The organism is Chromobacterium sp. S0633 (assembly GCF_024158805.1).
Classification (GTDB): domain Bacteria; phylum Pseudomonadota; class Gammaproteobacteria; order Burkholderiales; family Chromobacteriaceae; genus Chromobacterium.
In genome coordinates this window covers 1-15,822 of sequence record NZ_JAMZGH010000013.1, presented here as the reverse complement: position 1 = coordinate 15,822, position 15,822 = coordinate 1, and the positions used below count along the sequence as shown (strand labels likewise).

Sequence of the window (15,822 nt, the reverse complement as noted above, 5' to 3'; positions counted from 1 at the left end):
AGGGCTCAAAGCCGGCCCGCGGACCGTGAACAGGTTCTCAGCCCGGCTTGCCGTCCGCGCGCCGCCGCCAGTAGCTGGGCATGAAGGCGCGGCCCCAGGCCGCCAGCGTCAATAGCCAGCCCAGGGCCGCCGCGCCGTACAACCAGCCGGACCAGACGCCGGGCAGCATTTCGGTGGCCACCCGGGTCAGCGCCAGCCAGTGCGCGGCCAGGTAGAGCCGCCACAAGCCGGGGCCGGCCTGCAGCGGCTGGCCGGAGTGGCCCAGCGTCACCCGCGACACGAAGGCGATCATCATGGTCAGGAAAAAGCCGACGGTGACCGCGTGCAGCGCCGCCAGCGCCAGGCGCGGCGAAGCCAGCCAGCCATTGAGCGCGTATAGCCCGAAGCCGACCGGCAGCCAGGCGAAAGCCAGGTGCAACATGCCCAGCAGCCTGACCCGCAACGCCGCGACCAGCCGCCAGCGCCAGCTGACGTAAGCCAGCAGCGCGGCCATCGCCGCGTCCAGCGGCCAAGCGGGCAGGCCGAAGCCGTCCAGCAGGCCATGACCCAAGGAGCCGGCCAGCAGCGCGGCCAGCAGCCAGCCCGGTCGCCAGGGCTGGTACTCCGGCAGCGCGTTGGCGGAGAAGAAGGGCAGCATGCGATGGCAGACGGTCAGAAACACCGGCAGCAGAAAGCCCCACAAGGCCAGATTGCGCATCCACAGCCAGGCCTGGCCGTCCTGGAAGATCAGCCAGTAAGCGCCGGCCAGCAGCGCCAGCGCGCCGCAGAACAGCGCGGCCAGCACCGCGCAGGCGTGGCGGCGGTCCGCTTGCGGGCTGGCCAGCAGCAGGCAGGCGAAAGTCAGCGTGAGACCGCTGAAGCCCAGCGTGTACAGCGCGTGGCCGATCAGCGTCCAGGAGATGCCCAGCCACAGCCCGGCCAGCCACAGCAGCAGCCCGCCCACCATCAGCGCCGGCACGCCGACGAAGATAAGACGGCCGGGCGGCTCCACGCCCAGCCAGCGCGGGCCGGCGGTGAACAGAAAGCCGGTCATGAACAGCGGGAAGAAGCCGAACAGCATCAGGAAGCCGTGGGCCAGCGAGGAGGGCACCGCCAGCGCGGCGTGGACGCCGAGCAGGCGGCTGGCCAACTCGGCGCTCCAGGCGGCCAGCAGCAGGATGGCGAACAGCATGCCGGGCAGAAAGGCGGCGCGATGCGGCGCCTGGGCCAGCATCGCCGCGGGGTGGGGGTGTTTCATCGCGGGCTCGGGAAAGGTGTGGGCGCCTCAGTATCGCCGCGTCCTGGCGGACGCGGACATGATTTGGATCAAGGCTTTCCGAGCCTGCCTTCCAGGCTCAGGCGCGCTGCTGCAGCAGCTCCGACACGTCGCGCACCACTTGCACCACCTCCTTGGCGCCGGCGCGGATCTCGGCGATGGAGTCGCGCGCCTGTTCGGACAGCTGCAAGCTGGTGTCGGCCAGGCCGCGCACCTGTTGCATGGAGGTGATGGCGGACTTGGAGTCTTCCTGGATGCTGCGCACGATGCCGGAGATCTCGCCGGTGGATTGGCTGGTGCGCTCGGCCAGCTTGCGCACCTCGTCCGCCACCACGGCGAAGCCGCGGCCCATCTCGCCGGCGCGCGCCGCCTCGATCGCCGCGTTCAAGGCCAGGAGATTGGTCTGGTCCGCAATCTCGCTGATGGTGCTGATGATGGTGCCGATCTGACCGGAGCTGTCGCCCAGCTTGGTGATGATGATGGAGGAGCTTTCCACGCTGGACGCCACCTTGGTGATTTCGCTGGCGGCCTGTTCCAGCACCGCGCTGCCCTTGACCGACAGTTGCTCGGTATTGACAGAGACTTCCACCGCTGACTGGGCATTCTCCGCCTGGGCCTGCAATTGCTGCACCCGGCGGCTGATGTCCTGGGCGAACTTGACCACCCGCACCGGCTTGCCGTTGAGGTTGTAGACCGGGTTGTACGTGGCTTCCAGCCAGATGGTTTGCCCGTTTTTGCTCAGGCGCTTGAACTGGCCCTGGAAAAACTTGCCCTGGCGCAGCTGGCGCCAGAACTCCGCGTAGTCCGGGCTGGCGGCGTAGTCGGCGTCGCAGAGCATGCGGTGATGCTTGCCGCGGATTTCGGCCAAGGTATAGCCGAAGGTGTTGAGGAAGTTTTCGTTGGCGTCCTGGATATTGCCGTCCAGATCAAACTCGATCTGGGCCATGGAGCGGCTGATCGCCAGGCGGATGGCCTGGTCGTTCTGTTCCTGATGCACTTGGTCGGAGATGTCGGACGCCACTTTGACCACGCCGCACACTTGGCCGTCGCTGGACAGCACCGGGGTGTAGCTGGCTTCCAGCCAGATTTCCTCGCCGTTCTTGGCGTAGCGGCTGAAGCGGCCGTTGACCGGCTCGCCGCGTTTCAGCTTTTGCCAGAACTCGGCGTAGGCGGGGCTGGAAACATGGTTTTTATCGCAGAAGATGCGGTGATGCTTGCCGATGACTTCTTCGCGCCGGTAGCCCATGGTGCGCAGGAAGTTTTCATTGACGTTGGTGACGATGCCGTCGGGAGTGAATTGTATCATCGCCATGGAACGGTCGATGGCGGACAGCATGCCGCGCAGGCCGTCCAGTTGGCCGGTCAGCTCGTTGAGCTGCTCCTTGAGTTTTCCGGAAAAAAAGGGCATGGCTGCCTCCATTGTAATTGCCATCCAGGAGTGCCATTGGAGCACGCCAACCTCATTTCAAACTAATACATTCCACATGATTTAGAAGGGAAATTTATTTTTGAATGAATTGCTTATTGGTGGGCGGCGTTGACCATAGGCACGGATTAACAGTGTATCCAGCTATTGCGTCAATAACATCTCGCCATTGACGAGCTGCTGATTTAAGACAAATGCAAAAGCCGGGCTTATCATGGGCGCGCAACCCACCCGTCCAAACTCAATGGAGCGCGTATGAGCGATTTATCCGCCTTTCCCATCACCCGCAAATGGCCTGCGAAATATCCGGAACGCATTCAGCTGTATTCGCTGACCACGCCCAACGGGGTCAAGGCGTCCATCATGCTGGAAGAAACCGGCCTGCCGTACGAAGCGCACCTGGTCAGCTTCGACAGCAACGATCAGCTATCGCCGGAATTCCTGTCGCTGAACCCCAATAACAAGATTCCCGCCATTCTCGATCCGGCCGGCCCGGGCGGCAAGCCGCTGGCCTTGTTCGAATCCGGCGCCATCCTGCTGTATCTGGCGGAGAAGAGCGGCCAATTGCTGCCCGCCGATCCCGCCGCGCGCTACGAGGCCATACAGTGGCTGATGTTCCAGATGGGCGGCATCGGCCCGATGTTCGGCCAGGTGGGTTTCTTCCATAAATTCGCCGGCAAGGACTACGAGGACAAACGTCCGCGCGATCGTTATGTGAACGAATCGCGCCGCCTGCTGGCGGTGCTGGAGCAAAGACTGACTGGCCGCCAATGGGTGATGGGGGAGGAGTACGGCATCGCCGACATCGCCATCTTCCCCTGGGTGCGCAATCTGATCGGTTTTTACGAGGCCGGCGAACTGGTGTCGATTGCGGACTTCCCGCAGGTGACGCGCGCCTTGGACGCCTTCCTGGCGCGGCCGGCGGTGCAGCGCGGGCTGACGATTCCGGCGAGACCGTAAACCGCTTGTTCCAGGCGGCCTTGCCCGCGCAAGCAAAAGCCCCCAAACGGGGGCTTTTCATTTGCTTAGAGCCTGTTCAAAGTCTCGCGAACTAGGGCGAGACAAGGCGAAAACCGCTGAGAGAGCGGAATGTACAAGGGGTACATGAGCATTTCGAAGCTGTACTCACCGTGTCACATTTCACGACGCGCAGCAGACCTTGAACAGGTTCTTAGTCCACCGGATTGACCTCGCCCGGCAGGCTGGCGCGGGCGCGTATCACCTTGCCGGTGGCGCTGTTGCGCACGCGGATGATTTCGCCCTGGCGGCCGTTGCCCAGCGCCTCGCCGGCGGCGACCACCTCGATGCCGCTGTTGCGCGCCACGATGCGCACTTCCTCGCCGCGCTTGACCAGCAGGCTGGCTTCCAGCGCCTTGAGCCGCAGCGGCTGGCCCTGGCGCAGCGCGGTGCGGTTGCTCAGGCCTTCCAGCTTGGTCTTGGCGCCCACCATGTCGGCCGGGTCCAGCACCGGGCGTTCCTGCCATTCGATGTCGCCGGCGTCCAGCAGGCTGCGCGCCGGGATGTCGCGCGCCGCCACCGCCACGCGGGCGCTGATTTCGGCGCGGACGATGAATTCAGCGTCCCAGCCGGCGGCGTCGCAGCGGGCTTGCAGCCGCATGCGGCTGGGGGAGCGCTCGTCCAGCGCGGCGACGCGCACCGGCTCCGGGCAGGGCGGGGCGTTGAAGCCGCGCGGCGGCAAGGCCTTGAGATTGACGCGGGCCGCCGCCAGACCGGCTTTTTCCAGTTTTTGCAGCAGCAGAGAACGCGCGGTCTGTTCCACCGCGGCGGCGGCCGGATAGGGGGCCGCCAGCGCCGGAACGCAGGGCAGAATGAGCAGCGCAGCCAATAGCGGCGCGGTTTGATGCCGAGAGGATGTGAAAATTCCCATTACAGATGACTTGGTAATTATCCCGTATACGTGAGGGGGTGCGGTTATTAGTATCGCTTTTCAATCGACCGGCCATTTAATGTGAATTAGATAGCCGATGTTTAAATATGGTAGAGAACCGCATGGGTCTAGGCAATGGGTTTGCACCTTGATAAAGCATTGAGCGTCCACCCGGCTGCCTTGCAGTTGAGGGCGGAGCGCACCCGTATTCTGGCGTCCAACATCGCCAACGAGAACACGCCCGGTTATCAGGCGCGGGACATCGATTTCAAAACGGCTTTGGCCGCTTCGGCGGACGACGCCGCGTTTCCGCTGGATTCGCCGTCCGGCGAATTGCAATACCGGCTGCCCAACCACCCGGCGCGCGACGGCAACACCGTGGAGCTGGGCGTGGAGCAGGCCGAGTTCGCGCAGAACGTTTCCGAATTCCAGACCAGCCTCGCCTTCCTGAACATGAAGTTCCGCGGGCTGGCCAAAGTGATAGCAGGTCAGTAAGCCATGTCCTTCCGCGATATTTCCCGCATTGCCGGCTCCGCCATGACGGCGCAGACGGTGCGTCTCAACACCGTGGCCAGCAATCTGGCCAACGCCGACACCGCCGCCGGCAGCGAACAGGCGGCCTACCGCTCCCGCAAGCCGGTGTTCGCCACCCAATACCGGGGCGGCGACGGCTTCGACGGCTGGCGCGGCGCCAGCGTGGGCGTGCTGGACGTGGTGCAGAACCAGGAGCCGGTGCGCAAGGCGCACGAGCCGGGCAATCCGCTGGCCGACGCCGAGGGCAATGTTTTCTATTCCAATGTGAACGCGGTGGAGGAGATGACCGACATGCTGTCGGCCTCGCGCGCGTTCCAGACCAATGTGGAAGTGCTGGCCCGGGTCAAGGGCATGCAGCAGGACCTGCTGAAACTGGGAGACAACGCATGAGCGTGAACGCCGCGCAAAACGGGCAGCAGAGCCCGTCCGCCGCCTCCAACGGCGCCAATCCTGCAGTGGCGCCGGCCGCCGGACAAAACCCGGGCATGGACGATATGTTCATGAAGCTGCTGCTGGCTCAGATCCAGAACCAGAACCCGCTGGACCCCACCGACGCCTCGCAGTTCGTCAGCCAGCTGGCGCAGATGAGCCAGATGAAGAGCTCCGCCGACATGCTCAAGCAGTTGCAGGGCAACGCTTTGATGCTGCGCGAGCTGCAGGGCGTGTCGCTGGGTTCGCAAGTGGGACGCCAAGTGCTGGTGCAGGCCGACCAGGCGCATCTGAGCGGCAAGGACCCCTTGTCCGGCCGCGTGACTCTGTCCGGTGAAGAGCAGCAGGTGTCCCTGGTGCTGACCGACTCCGGCGGCCAGCAAACCGTGATCGACCTGGGCAAGCGCCCGGCCGGCGAGTTCGATTTCAACGTGGACCCGAGCAAGCACGGCCTGGTGGAAGGCGATTACAAGCTGGAAGTGCGCACCGCGTCCAAATCCAAAGCCGGGCTGGAAATGCAGGCCACCGTATCCGGCGTGCGCCTGCCCATCAACGGCGGCGAGCCCACGCTGACGCTGGCCGGCCTGGGCGAATTCCCCGCTTCCGCCATTACCCGCCTGCTGGGCAAGACCCAGGCCTGAAGCGCCGATTCAAGACACCTACGAACTTTGGAGCGACCATGAGTTTCGACATTGCTTTGTCCGGCATTAACGCCGTCAACAACCAACTGGGCAATATCAGTAACAACATCGCCAACACCGGCACTTACGGCTTCAAGTCCAGCCGCACCAGTTTTTCCGCCGCCTACGCCGGCGCGCAGCCGATGGGGGTGGAAGTGGTCGGCCACAGTCAGAACATGGCGCGCAACGGCAATACCGTGCGCACTGGTCGTCCGCTGGACGCCGCCATCGACGGCCGCGGCTTCTTCGTCAGTCGCGATCTGAACGGCGGCATGGCCTATTCGCGCGTCGGCATCTTCAACGCGGACAAGGACGGCTACCTGGTGGACGGCTTCAACCGCCGCGTGCAAGGCTACGGCAAGGCGGACGGCAATGCGCTGGGCGCCTTCGGCGACATCAAGATCCCCAACGGCAACATCCCGGCCAAGGCCAGCGACAAGCTGCAATACGTCGGCAATATGTCGGCGGGCTGGAGCGTGCAGACCGTGCCGTTCGACAAGGCGCAGAACACCTTCAACAGCTCGGCGGTGTCCACGGTTTACGATTCCCTGGGCAATAAGCTCAACCTGACCCAGTACTTCTGCAAGACCGGTCCCAGCACCGTCACCGTGCACTACACGCTGGACGGCGTCGACCTGCCCACCACCGCCACCCTGAATTTCGACACCGACGGCAAGCTGACCAGCCCCACCGCGCCGGTGGCGCTGAACCTGGGCACCCCCGCCGGCGCGTCCCCGCTGGCGGTGAAGCTGGACTACACCGGCACCACTCAGTTCGCCGGCGAAAGCAGCCAGACCCTGAACGCCAGCAACGGTTACCCGTCCGGCTCGATGACCGGCACCAGCCTGAACGACAACGGCGACGTAGTGGCGGCCTACAGCAACGGCCAGAAGCAAGTGGTGGGCACCTTGGCCATCGCCAACTTCCCCAATGAATCCGCGCTGCAAGCCACTTCGCAGACCAGCTGGGTGGAAACCGCCGGCTCCGGCACCGCGGTCTACTCGCGTCCGGGCGCCGGCCTGTCCGGCAATCTGCTGGCCTTCACCCTGGAACAGTCCAATGTGGACATGACCTCCGAACTGGTGGACCTGATGACCGCGCAGCGTAATTACCAGGCCAACACCAAGGTGATTTCCACCGAGAACCAGACCATCCAGGCGTTGATGCAGGCGGTCTAAGGCGAGGCAAGGATAAATGGACGCACTGATCTACACCGCGATGAGCGGCGCCGACCGCATGCTCAAGGCGCAGCAGATTCACGCCAACAACATCGCCAACGCCGAAACCGGCGGCTTTCGCGCCGACATCGGCGTCAGCACCAGCCAGACCGTGCCCGGCTACGGCTACGACGCGCGCCACCTGAGCCAGAACGGCGCCAACGCGGTGGACGTGCGCAGCGGCGCGGTGGTGGAAACCGGCCGCGACCTGGACGTGGCGGTGAAGGGCGAGGGCTTTTTCGCGGTGCAGGGGCCGGACGGCAACGAGGCCTATACCCGGGCCGGCGCCATGGTGGCGGACGTGGACGGCAAGCTGAGCGTCAACGGCCATCCGGTGCTGGGCGACGGCGGCCAGATCACCTTGCCGCCGGACTACGTCAAGCTGCACATCGGCAGCGACGGCGTGATCTCGGTGCTGGCCGCCGGCGAAAGCGAAATGCAGCCGATAGACAAGCTCAAGCTGGTCAAGCCGCTGCCGCAGGACATCGCCAAGGACCCCAACGGCCTGGTGATCAGCCGTCAGGGCGGCGTGCTGGCCGCCGACGACACCGTCAAGGTGCAGGGCGAGCATCTGGAGCGCAGCAATGTGTCGGCGGTGGAGGAAATGGTGGCCACCATGACGCTGAACCGCAACTTTGAAATGCAGATGCGCTTGTTCAACTCCGCCAGCGACATGGTGGAGGCGGGCAACCGCCTGGTGCGCGCCTGATCCGGCCTTCCAATAACAGCGCCGCGGCCAAGGCCGACGGCGCAAACCATCGGGGAATCGAAACATGAATCCAGCAATGTGGGTGAGCAAGACCGGCATCCAGGCGCAGGACGCGCGCCTGACCGCCATCGCCAACAACCTCGCCAACGTCAACACCGTCGGCTTCAAGCGCGACCGCATGGTGTTCGAAGACCTGTTCTACCAAGTGGACCGCCAGCCAGGCGGCAAGACCGACCAGGACAACACCGCGCCGCTGGGCGTGCAGCTGGGCAACGGCACCCGCTTGGTGGGCACCCAGAAAGTGTTCACCTCGGGCACGCTGACCACCACCAATCAGTCCTTGGATCTGGCCATTGTCGGCCAGGGCTTTTTGCAAGTGAAAATGAGCAACGGCGAAACCGGCTACACCCGCGCCGGCCAGCTGCAGCGCAACGACCAGGGCGCCATCGTCACCCCGCAGGGCCTGCCGCTGGAGCCGTCCATCACCATTCCGGCCGACGCCTCCTCGGTGACCATCAGCGAAACCGGCACCGTCAGCTACACCCGCGGCAGCGGCAGCACGCTGGAAACCGCCGGTCAGATCGAACTGGCCAGCTTCGTCAACCCGGCCGGCCTGCTGGCGCTGGGCGACAATCTGTTCCAGAGAACCGCCGCCAGCGGCGATGCCACCACCGACGCGCCGGGCTCCGGCTCCCTGGGCAAGCTCAAGCAGGGCGCGCTGGAGGGCTCCAACGTCCAGGTGGTGGAGGAAATGGTGGACATGATCGCCGCGCAGCGCACTTACGAGATGAACACCAAGGTGCTGAGCGCCGCCGACAATATGATGCAGTACCTGGCGCAGTCGGCCCGATGAAGCTGCTGGCCCTGAGCGCGCTGGCGCTGCTGCTGGCCGGCTGCGCGCAGCCGATTCCGCCGCAGACCACGCAGGAATTCGCCTTGCCGGAATTGCTGCAGCAGCCGCAGCGCGGCAAGGGCGGCGGCGTGTTCACCGTCGCTGGCGCGCAATCGCTGACTTCGGACAGCCGCGCCTTCCGCCCCGGCGACGTGCTGACCGTGGTGCTGGAAGAAACCACTCAGGCCAGCAAGAAGGCCGGCACCAGCTTCGGCAAGAAATCCGGCGCCAACATCGCGCCGTCCTTGTTGGGCAACACCACCTTCCGCGCGCAAGTGGGCGTGGACGCGGGCCGGGACTTCAACGGCTCCTCCACCTCCACCCAGCAGAACATGCTGTCCGGCGCGCTGACCGTGGTGGTGCACAAGGTGCTGGGCAACGGCCTGCTGGAAGTGAAGGGCGAAAAACAGCTGGTGCTGAACCAGGGCGAGGAATTCCTGCGCCTGGCCGGCTATGTGCGGGTGGAAGACATCGACACCGACAACCGCGTGTCCTCGCTGCGCATCGCCAACGCCCGCATCGGCTACTCCGGCCGCGGGGCCTTGTCGGACGCCAACGAACCCGGCTGGCTGATGAAATTCTTCGCCAGCCCGCTGATGCCGTTCTGAGCGGCGGGGCGGCGGGGAGTCCGGGCGGGACAACAGGCGGGCGCTGACGGGCGTCCGCCGTTCGCGTATGCGGCCCTTGGGGCGAGCAGACGCAATCACAGAATCATTCAGGGCGGATCATGCACGGTTTTATCAAGCAAATAACGGGATGGACACTGCTGCTGGCGGCGACGCTGGCGACGGCGCAGCCCTTGCGCAATCTGGTGACGGTGGAGGGCATCCGTGAAAACCAGTTGATCGGCTACGGCATCGTGGTGGGCCTGGGCGGCACCGGCGACAACTCCCAGGTGAAATTCTCCGGCCAGTCGGTGGCCAATATGCTCAAGCAGTTCGGCCTGAAAATGCCGGAACGCACCGACACCAAGGTCAAGAACGTGGCGGCGGTGATGGTCAGCGCCAGCTTGCCGCCGGGTTACGGCCGCGGCCAGACCATAGACGTCACGGTGTCCTCGCTGGGCGATGCCAAGAGCCTGCGCGGCGGCACCTTGTTGCTGACCCAGCTGAAGGCGGCCAACGGCGAAATCTACGCCTTGGCCCAGGGCAATGTGGTGGTGGGCGGCGTGTCCGCCCAGGGCAAGAGCGGTTCCAGCGTCACCGTCAACACGCCCACCTCCGGCCGCGTGCCCAACGGCGCGTCCATCGAACGCGAAATTCCCAGCGATTTCGAAGAGGGCGACAGCGTGCGTCTCAGCCTGCGCCGGCCCAATTTCGAAACCGCCACCAATATCGTCAAGGCCATCAACGCCAGCTTCGGCCGCGTGGCCAGCACCCGCAACGCCACCACCATCCAGGTGCGCGCGCCGTTGGACCCCACCGAGCGCGTCGCCTTCGTCGCGCGGCTGGAGCGGGTCAATGTCGGCGTGGGCAGCGAAGTGCCGCGCGTGGTGTTCAACTCGCGCACCGGCACCGTGGTGATCAGCCAGGGCGTCACCGTGCGCCCGGCGGCGGTGTCCCATGGCAGCCTGCGTGTGGTGATCTCGGAAAATCCCAGCGTCAGCCAGCCCGGGCCGTTCAGCAACGGCCAGACCACGACTGTCCCCAACTCCACCGTCAACGTGGACCAGGGTTCCGGCCGCATGTTCCAGTGGCCGGCCGGCGCCAGCCTGCGCGCCATCATCGACACCGTGAACAGCACCGGCGCCACGCCGGACGACATCATGGCGATACTGCAGGCGCTGGATCAGGCCGGCGCGATCGACGGCGAACTGGTGGTGATCTGATGGAAAGCAAACAGATACAAGCCGCGCTGGCGATGCCGGCCGACGCCAAGGACGAGCCGGCGGTGCAGCCGGCCTCGCCGGAATACCGCCGCAAGGCCGGCGCCGCGGCGGAGCAGTTCGAAGCCCAGTTCGTCCGCGAGATGTTCAAGCAGATCCGCAAGACCACGCGCGAAATCGCCGGCGAGGACAGCATCTTCGCCAACTCCATCAACGGCGACATGATGGATTTCGCCGACGGCGCGGTGGCGGACCAACTGGCCAAGCAGCGGGTGTTCGGCGTGGCCAACGCCATCCTGCGTCAGCTGCTGCCGGAAGAGGGTGGCAATATTCACCTTAAGAACGGCGGCGCGCCGGTCGCAAGCGATAAACAGAACCCCGGCTCGCTGCCGGACGCGCAGGGTCTGGCCGCTTTCGCGCCGCCGCTGCTGCCGCTGAATAAAAGGTAAGAACCGCCATGCGCATGATAGACAACGCGCTGACCGGCGCCGTCGCCTCCCAGGCCGCGCTGAACGCCGTCAGCCAGAACATCGCCAACCAGATGACTCCCGGCTACTCGCGCCAGGGCGTGGTGCTGACCGCGCTGATGCCCGGCAGCGGCGACCCGTACAGCTCCGGTTCCGGCGTGGTGGTCAACGCGGTGCGCCGCTTCAACGACGACTTCAAAAACCTGCAGCTGTGGCAGGCGGCGTCCAGCCAGGGCGAACTGGTGGCGCAGAATCCCTACTTCGGCCAGTTGGAGCAAGTGATGGGCCGCGACGGCAGCAGCTTGTCCGCCGGTTTCGATCAGTTCTTCCAGGCGCTCAGCGCCGCCAGCCTGTCCGGCGACGCGATGCGCGACCCGGTGATCCGCAGCGCCGAAGCGCTGGCGCAGCGCTTCAACAATCTGGACAAGGTGTTCGGCTCCCAACTGAGCGCCATCGCCGAGCAGCGCTCCGCCACCGTCACCCAGATCAACAGCTCGGTGTCCAATATCGCCGACCTCAACGCCAAGATCTCGGCCGGCAAGGCCATCGGCACCAATACCTCCGGCCTGGAAGACGAGCGCGACCGTCAGATCGATTCGCTGTCCGCCCTGGTGGAAGTGCGCGTGGTGTCGCAGCCGGACGGCAGCAAGAACGTCAGCCTCAAGACCGGCCTGCCGCTGGTGGCGGACACCCAGGCGGCCACGCTGAGCAATACCAGCCAGCCGGACGGCAGCCAGGTGCTGACGCTGAACTTCTCCAAGGACAAATACACCCTGGCCGGCGACGGTCTGGGCGGCCAGCTGGGCGGGCTCAATCAATACGAAATCCAGACCGTGCGCCCGATGCGCGCGCAGGTGAAAACCCTGGCCAGCGAAATGGCGAAGCGCGTCAACGATCAATTGGCGCTGGGCTACGACAGCAACGGCCAGCCGGGCAAGCCGCTGTTCGTCTACGACGCCTCCGGCGTCAACGGCATCCTGAAAACCAGCGGCATCACCTCCGCCGAGCTGGGCTTCTCCGGCGATCCGGCCAAGCCCGGCGACAATAGCAATCTGCTGGCGGTGATCGGCCTGCAGCAGCAGAAAATCACCATGCCCGGCGTCGGCGCCGTCACCATAGGCGACGCCTACTCGCAAATGGTGGGCAAGCTGGCGGTCAGCAGCAAGCAGAACAAATCCGGTTTGGAAAGCGCCAAGGTGATTCGCGCCGAAGCGGAAAAGAGCTGGCACAACACAAGCGGCGTCAATCGCGACGAAGAAGCGATGGACCTGCTGGAGTTCCAGAAAATGTACCAGGCCAATATGAAGGTGATCAGCGTGGCGAACCAGCTGTTCGAAAGCACCTTGTCCATCTTGTAAGGAAGACAGCATGCGCGTTTCCAGCAATCAATACCTGTCCACCATGCAATTGGCGATGCAGACCAGCAACTCCGCGCTGGCCGAGCTGCTGCAACGCATGTCCAGCGGCGACCGGCTGCTGGCGCCGTCGGACGACCCCATCGCCAGCGTGCGCCTGTTGCGCTTGCAGCGCGAAGAAGCCGCGCTGGACCAGTACCAGCAAAACATCGGCGCGCTCAGCTCCGCCTTGTCCAAGAACGAATCCATCCTGGACAGCATCAGCCTGGACATCCGCGACGCCAAGGACCTGCTGACCGCGGCCGCCAACAACCCGCCGGTGGACGATCTCAAGGCGATGGCGACGCCGCTGCGCAGCCTGCGCGAAAGCCTGTTCTACTCGGCCAACACCAAGGACGCCGAAGGCCGCTACATGTTCTCCGGCTCCAAGCCGGCGGTGGCCGCCCTCGCTTACGACGCCGCCCAGCCGGCGGGCAGCCGCTACAGCTTCACCGGCAATACCGACAAGCAGCAAGTGGTGGTGGGCGACGGCATTACCCAAGCTTCCAACGTCACCCTGGAAAACATGGCCGACATCCTCAATCAGCTGGACAAAACCATAGGCCGGCTGGAAGACCCGGCGCTGGACAATAAGGATCCGACCGTCGCCGCCGACATCCGCAGCGCGATGAACGCCAGCGACAAGGCGCTGGAAGGCATCTCCAGCAAGATCGCCCAACTGGGCGGCACGCAGAACATCATGAAAACGCTGGCCCTCAATCACGACAACGTCAGCCTTTCCAATAAGCAGACCATGACCAAATTGGGCAGCCTGGACTACGCCGACGCCTTCATTCAGATGAACGGCTACACCATGGCGCTGCAGGCCAGCCAAAAAGCCTATGGCCGCGTCAGTCAGCTGTCCCTGTTTGACGTGATTTGATCGAGCGCGGCATGAACACCCCGATTTCCTCCGTCAACGTCAAACAAAGCGGCAAGCGCTGGGGCAAGGACGCCGGCGCGGTCGCCGCCGCCAGCGTGATCGAGCGCGCGCCGGCGCCGCAGGCGCAGCCGGCCGCGCAAGTGCGCGGCGCGCCGGCCTCGGGCTGGCGCTACAGCGCCCAACTCAACGAGCAACTGACCTCGGCGCAGCAGGCCCTGTCCTTCGTCGACGGTTTGCTGGGTCAACTGGAAGGCGTCAAATCCGGACTCAGTCGCGAACTGACCCAACGCCAGTTGAATCAGGGCGATTTGCAGCGCCAGCTTGAGCAATTCAATGAACAGTGGCGCAAGCGCCAGGCCGCCAGCGGCGGCAGCCTGGACGGCCAGCTGCGCTTCCATCTGGCCGCCGACGCGCGCCAGGGCTTCACCGTCAAAGGCCTGGATCTGGCCGCCCTGTCCGGCGGCCAGGCGGAAACCCTGGTGTTCTCCACCGGGGAATCCGGCGCGGCGCCGGCGTCGGTGCAAGTGGGTGGAGCATCCGAAGAAGAGGATCTCCTGCGCCGCTTTAATCGCGGTCTCGCCGCCAGCGGCGTGCGCGCGGAAATGAATGAAGACGGACAGCTGGCGTTCAGCGTGCCGGAATCGCAATGGGGCGCGCTCAGCGAGCGCATGACCGTGCGCGGCGGCGGCATTCGTTTTCCCGGCGGCATTCCGCAGCGGCTCAAGCTGCAGCCTGAGGCCGAAGCGTTTCAGCCCGAGCGCTGGAAAGTGGGCGACCACGCCCAGGTGCGCCAGGCGCTGCAAAGCGTGGTGCGCTCCATCGGTCAGCTGCAGCAGACCCGCGCGGCGATCAATAGCGCGATCGCCGAGGCGCAGCACTCCATCGAACAGCTGTCGCATATGAACGAGCAAAGCTGGGCCAGCCAGTTCGTGTCCGATTTCAACGCGCGTCTGAATCAGCCGGACGGCTATCGCAACTTCTATGAGTTGGTGCCGGCCCTGATCGGCGTCAGCCGTTACCGGGTGGTGTCGCTGTTGTCGCTGGGCTAGAAACGGCTCCAGCGGCAACGTTGGAGGGTGACCAGGGCGTCGATGGCCTTCGGGTTTATTGACGCCGGTTCGCGATCTTCACACAATCAGCCATTCCCACCTCAAGGACGGGCTGGCCATTCATGACTTCCCCCGGTAACAAGCCGGCTCGGCGCGTAGAAGTAGGGGGCCGCAGCGTCTACCTTCACAGCGTTCCTCGCCACTCGCTGCAAGACCTCTACCATTTCTGCATGACCATCAGCTGGCCGCGCTTCTATCTATTCATCGCCGCCGCCTTCATCGCGCTGAATCTATTGTTCGCCGGGCTCTACCAGGCGCGGGCCGGCGGCATCGCCAATCAATATCCGCCGGGCTTCCTCGGCGCCTTCTTCTTCAGCGTGGAAACGCTGGCCACCGTCGGCTACGGCGATATGCATCCGCAAAGCCTGTACGCCCATTGGGTCTCGATGCTGGAAATCTTCATCGGCATGATGAGCATCGCGCTGATCACCGGCGTCACCTTCGCCCGCTTTTCGCGGCCCAGGGCGCGCATCGTGTTTACCCATAGTCCGGTGGTGCGTTTGCTGGACGGCAAGCCCGCGTTGATGCTACGCGCGGCCAATGCCAGAAATAATGTGATCATCGACGCCAGCGCCCGCTTGCGCCTGTTGCAGCATGAGGTCAGCGCCGAGGGCGTGAGCTTCCGCAAGCTTCACGATTTGGAACTGGTGCGCGACCAGCACCCTATGTTCGTGCTCGGCTGGACGCTGGTGCACAAGCTGGAGGAGGGCAGTCCCTTATATGGTCGCGACGCCGAATCGTTGGCGGCTGCGCGCGCGCAACTGATTCTGTCCATCAACGGCATCGATGAAACCACCATTCAGCCCATGGTGGCGCGTCACACCTTTTCGCACCAGGACATTCGCTGGAATCACGCTTTTGCCGACCTGATCTATACCGACGCGGAAGAAAACGACCATATCGACTATCGGCGATTGCAGGAAGTCAGCCCGCTGCCAAGGGATTCCGGCCGGCGCGAAGAGGGTTGAGCGCCCGTGCTCGTCAGCGCTTTCATTGCAATTCAAGGGCTTAATGCAAGAGGGCGCTTTTTTGTGTCGAAAGGTGTTGACGGGTTTAGGGGCCTGACGTATAGTTCGCCTCCTCAGCAGACAACGCAGCGGCGGAAACGAAACGC

Annotated in this window: 17 protein-coding genes; 14 read left to right on the top strand and 3 right to left on the bottom strand. The window is 64.6% G+C overall.

Features of this window, described 5'->3' with window-relative positions:
* Positions 1-37: 37 nt before the first annotated feature.
* Positions 38-1,237, bottom strand: a complete 1,200-nt coding sequence (locus tag NK214_RS10105) for an NnrS family protein (protein ID WP_253314385.1) — start codon at positions 1,235-1,237, stop codon at positions 38-40.
* A 97-nt stretch (positions 1,238-1,334) separates the two neighbouring features.
* Positions 1,335-2,663 (bottom strand): PAS domain-containing methyl-accepting chemotaxis protein, encoded by a 1,329-nt coding sequence (locus NK214_RS10100; RefSeq protein ID WP_253314384.1) that lies wholly within the window; start codon positions 2,661-2,663, stop codon positions 1,335-1,337.
* Positions 2,664-2,936: 273 nt separating this feature from the next.
* Between NK214_RS10100 and NK214_RS10095 the strand changes: the two genes are divergently transcribed.
* On the top strand, positions 2,937-3,641 hold the full coding sequence (locus tag NK214_RS10095) for a glutathione S-transferase N-terminal domain-containing protein (RefSeq protein WP_253314383.1): 705 nt from the start codon (positions 2,937-2,939) through the stop codon (positions 3,639-3,641).
* A 211-nt stretch (positions 3,642-3,852) separates the two neighbouring features.
* On the opposite strand, the gene flgA is transcribed toward NK214_RS10095, so the two are convergent.
* On the bottom strand, positions 3,853-4,527 hold the full coding sequence (gene flgA / locus NK214_RS10090; RefSeq protein WP_253314382.1) for a flagellar basal body P-ring formation chaperone FlgA: 675 nt from the start codon (positions 4,525-4,527) through the stop codon (positions 3,853-3,855).
* Between the two features lie 177 nt (positions 4,528-4,704).
* On the opposite strand from flgA, the gene flgB reads away from it, so the two are divergent.
* From flgB to NK214_RS10025, 13 genes are all read left to right on the top strand, one after another.
* Positions 4,705-5,064, top strand: coding sequence for a flagellar basal body rod protein FlgB (gene flgB / locus NK214_RS10085; RefSeq protein ID WP_039755772.1), 360 nt, complete (start codon positions 4,705-4,707; stop codon positions 5,062-5,064).
* Positions 5,065-5,067: 3 nt separating this feature from the next.
* Positions 5,068-5,493, top strand: a complete 426-nt coding sequence (flgC, locus tag NK214_RS10080; protein WP_107800156.1) for a flagellar basal body rod protein FlgC — start codon at positions 5,068-5,070, stop codon at positions 5,491-5,493.
* A complete protein-coding gene (locus NK214_RS10075; RefSeq protein ID WP_107800157.1) occupies positions 5,490-6,173 on the top strand; it encodes a flagellar hook capping FlgD N-terminal domain-containing protein in 684 nt (227 codons plus the stop codon). The genes flgC and NK214_RS10075 overlap by 4 nt, the downstream gene beginning before the upstream one ends.
* Positions 6,174-6,211: 38 nt before the next feature.
* On the top strand, positions 6,212-7,390 hold the full coding sequence (locus tag NK214_RS10070) for a flagellar hook protein FlgE (protein ID WP_227107813.1): 1,179 nt from the start codon (positions 6,212-6,214) through the stop codon (positions 7,388-7,390).
* 16 nt (positions 7,391-7,406) lie between these two features.
* Complete coding sequence (locus NK214_RS10065; RefSeq protein WP_048415605.1) at positions 7,407-8,138, top strand: flagellar basal body rod protein FlgF; 732 nt, start codon at positions 7,407-7,409, stop codon at positions 8,136-8,138.
* Between the two features lie 64 nt (positions 8,139-8,202).
* Positions 8,203-8,991 carry a flagellar basal-body rod protein FlgG gene (gene flgG, locus NK214_RS10060; protein ID WP_253314381.1) on the top strand — a complete coding sequence of 263 codons (789 nt, stop codon included), beginning with the start codon at positions 8,203-8,205 and terminating at the stop codon, positions 8,989-8,991.
* Positions 8,988-9,638: a flagellar basal body L-ring protein FlgH gene (gene flgH, locus NK214_RS10055; protein WP_048415603.1), complete on the top strand. Its 651-nt coding sequence runs from the start codon at positions 8,988-8,990 to the stop codon at positions 9,636-9,638. The genes flgG and flgH overlap by 4 nt, the downstream gene beginning before the upstream one ends.
* Positions 9,639-9,757: 119 nt before the next feature.
* Positions 9,758-10,858 carry a flagellar basal body P-ring protein FlgI gene (locus NK214_RS10050; protein WP_256477420.1) on the top strand — a complete coding sequence of 367 codons (1,101 nt, stop codon included), beginning with the start codon at positions 9,758-9,760 and terminating at the stop codon, positions 10,856-10,858.
* Positions 10,858-11,304 carry a flagellar biosynthesis protein FlgJ gene (locus tag NK214_RS10045; RefSeq protein WP_107800161.1) on the top strand — a complete coding sequence of 149 codons (447 nt, stop codon included), beginning with the start codon at positions 10,858-10,860 and terminating at the stop codon, positions 11,302-11,304. The genes NK214_RS10050 and NK214_RS10045 overlap by 1 nt, the downstream gene beginning before the upstream one ends.
* An 8-nt stretch (positions 11,305-11,312) precedes the next feature.
* On the top strand, positions 11,313-12,680 hold the full coding sequence (gene flgK, locus NK214_RS10040; protein ID WP_107800162.1) for a flagellar hook-associated protein FlgK: 1,368 nt from the start codon (positions 11,313-11,315) through the stop codon (positions 12,678-12,680).
* A 10-nt stretch (positions 12,681-12,690) separates the two neighbouring features.
* The gene (flgL, locus tag NK214_RS10035; RefSeq protein WP_107732399.1) at positions 12,691-13,599 is read left to right on the top strand and encodes a flagellar hook-associated protein FlgL; all 909 of its coding nucleotides are present in this window, start codon (positions 12,691-12,693) and stop codon (positions 13,597-13,599) included.
* A gap of 11 nt (positions 13,600-13,610) precedes the next feature.
* Positions 13,611-14,648, top strand: coding sequence for a hypothetical protein (locus NK214_RS10030; protein ID WP_253314380.1), 1,038 nt, complete (start codon positions 13,611-13,613; stop codon positions 14,646-14,648).
* A gap of 122 nt (positions 14,649-14,770) precedes the next feature.
* The gene (locus tag NK214_RS10025; RefSeq protein ID WP_255701212.1) at positions 14,771-15,676 is read left to right on the top strand and encodes an ion channel; all 906 of its coding nucleotides are present in this window, start codon (positions 14,771-14,773) and stop codon (positions 15,674-15,676) included.
* Positions 15,677-15,822: the final 146 nt, after the last annotated feature.

Coding starts and splice junctions, on each gene's coding strand:
- flgC (WP_107800156.1), top strand. CDS start 5,068: ATGTCCTTCCGCGATATTTCCCGCATTGCCGGCTCCGCCATGACGGCG.
- NK214_RS10050 (WP_256477420.1), top strand. CDS start 9,758: ATGCACGGTTTTATCAAGCAAATAACGGGATGGACACTGCTGCTGGCG.
- NK214_RS10065 (WP_048415605.1), top strand. CDS start 7,407: ATGGACGCACTGATCTACACCGCGATGAGCGGCGCCGACCGCATGCTC.
- NK214_RS10070 (WP_227107813.1), top strand. CDS start 6,212: ATGAGTTTCGACATTGCTTTGTCCGGCATTAACGCCGTCAACAACCAA.
- NK214_RS10100 (WP_253314384.1), bottom strand. CDS start 2,663: ATGCCCTTTTTTTCCGGAAAACTCAAGGAGCAGCTCAACGAGCTGACC.
- NK214_RS10105 (WP_253314385.1), bottom strand. CDS start 1,237: ATGAAACACCCCCACCCCGCGGCGATGCTGGCCCAGGCGCCGCATCGC.
- flgH (WP_048415603.1), top strand. CDS start 8,988: ATGAAGCTGCTGGCCCTGAGCGCGCTGGCGCTGCTGCTGGCCGGCTGC.
- NK214_RS10095 (WP_253314383.1), top strand. CDS start 2,937: ATGAGCGATTTATCCGCCTTTCCCATCACCCGCAAATGGCCTGCGAAA.
- NK214_RS10030 (WP_253314380.1), top strand. CDS start 13,611: ATGAACACCCCGATTTCCTCCGTCAACGTCAAACAAAGCGGCAAGCGC.
- flgK (WP_107800162.1), top strand. CDS start 11,313: ATGCGCATGATAGACAACGCGCTGACCGGCGCCGTCGCCTCCCAGGCC.
- flgG (WP_253314381.1), top strand. CDS start 8,203: ATGAATCCAGCAATGTGGGTGAGCAAGACCGGCATCCAGGCGCAGGAC.
- flgL (WP_107732399.1), top strand. CDS start 12,691: ATGCGCGTTTCCAGCAATCAATACCTGTCCACCATGCAATTGGCGATG.
- NK214_RS10075 (WP_107800157.1), top strand. CDS start 5,490: ATGAGCGTGAACGCCGCGCAAAACGGGCAGCAGAGCCCGTCCGCCGCC.
- flgB (WP_039755772.1), top strand. CDS start 4,705: ATGGGTTTGCACCTTGATAAAGCATTGAGCGTCCACCCGGCTGCCTTG.
- NK214_RS10045 (WP_107800161.1), top strand. CDS start 10,858: ATGGAAAGCAAACAGATACAAGCCGCGCTGGCGATGCCGGCCGACGCC.
- NK214_RS10025 (WP_255701212.1), top strand. CDS start 14,771: ATGACTTCCCCCGGTAACAAGCCGGCTCGGCGCGTAGAAGTAGGGGGC.